Below are 996 nucleotides of genomic sequence, written 5' to 3' on the forward strand. Positions count from 1 at the left end.
TTTACGAGGAGGAATCTCTCATGGCTAAGAATACCACGATTTTCATGTTACTTCAAAACTTTATTTCACAGGAAGAAATCAACGAAATTCTTGTTGAATATGGTTTTGAAGATACAGCTCGTAAATGCGATGTACCTACACTTTTAGCTTATTTAGTTGGTGCAGCGGCTTTCGAATGGAAAAGTTTACGTCACGCAGCGGATGTGGCTTCAGCACAGGGTTTGAAATCTGTGGATTATTCTACGCTTTCGAAACGCTTAGGCGAGCTGAATCACCATATTGTGAAGCGTATTTTTGACGTCATTGTTAGACGTTTAAACCGAGCGACACGACGAAAATTAAAGCTTAAAAAAGACTTACTAGCGATTGATTCGACAACGATTACCGTTGGAAAAACGCGTTTACCATGGGCGTTATATCATGGTGAGCGCTCAGGCATCAAGTTGCACGTTAGCTTCACAAATACGACTGAGATGCCCTTGAAAGTCGTGGAAACAACGGGCTTAAAACATGATGGTCCGATTGGCGTGAGCTTAGAGGACAAGCGTTTTATTCTCGTGGCAGATCGTGCTTATTTTTCAATGGATAAGGTCGATCGTTACGCGCAAACCGGACAAGATTTCGTCATTCGTTTGAAGGAAAATATTCAGGTAAGTCGAAAGAAATCGTTAAAAAGAGCCATTGTCGCAGGTTCCAATGTAGTCGCTGATTTTACATGTATCCTTGGTACAACGCAAAAACAAACCGTCGCACGCCATCGTATCGTAGAATTTACAGATTACGAAGGAGATGTTGTGCGTGTTGTGACAAATCTTCGCGATGTAACGGCAGAAGAAATCGCTGGCATGTATAAAGAGCGCTGGGCAATTGAATCGTTCTTTCGTTGGATCAAACAGAACTTAAATGTGCCTGTTTTATTTGGCACGACTGAAAATGCGGTGTATAGCCAACTATTTGCGGCGTTAATTGCCTACGTATTATTGAAATTTTTACAAA

At 41.4% G+C, this 996-nt stretch carries 1 protein-coding gene; it reads left to right on the forward strand.

Features of this window, described 5'->3' with window-relative positions:
- Positions 1-20 precede the first annotated feature (20 nt).
- The coding region (locus DDE80_RS14455; RefSeq protein ID WP_108308645.1) for an IS4 family transposase at positions 21-996 on the forward strand (976 nt) is incomplete at its 3' end.

Source organism: Metalysinibacillus jejuensis (assembly GCF_003057615.1).
Classification (GTDB): domain Bacteria; phylum Bacillota; class Bacilli; order Bacillales_A; family Planococcaceae; genus Metalysinibacillus; species Metalysinibacillus jejuensis.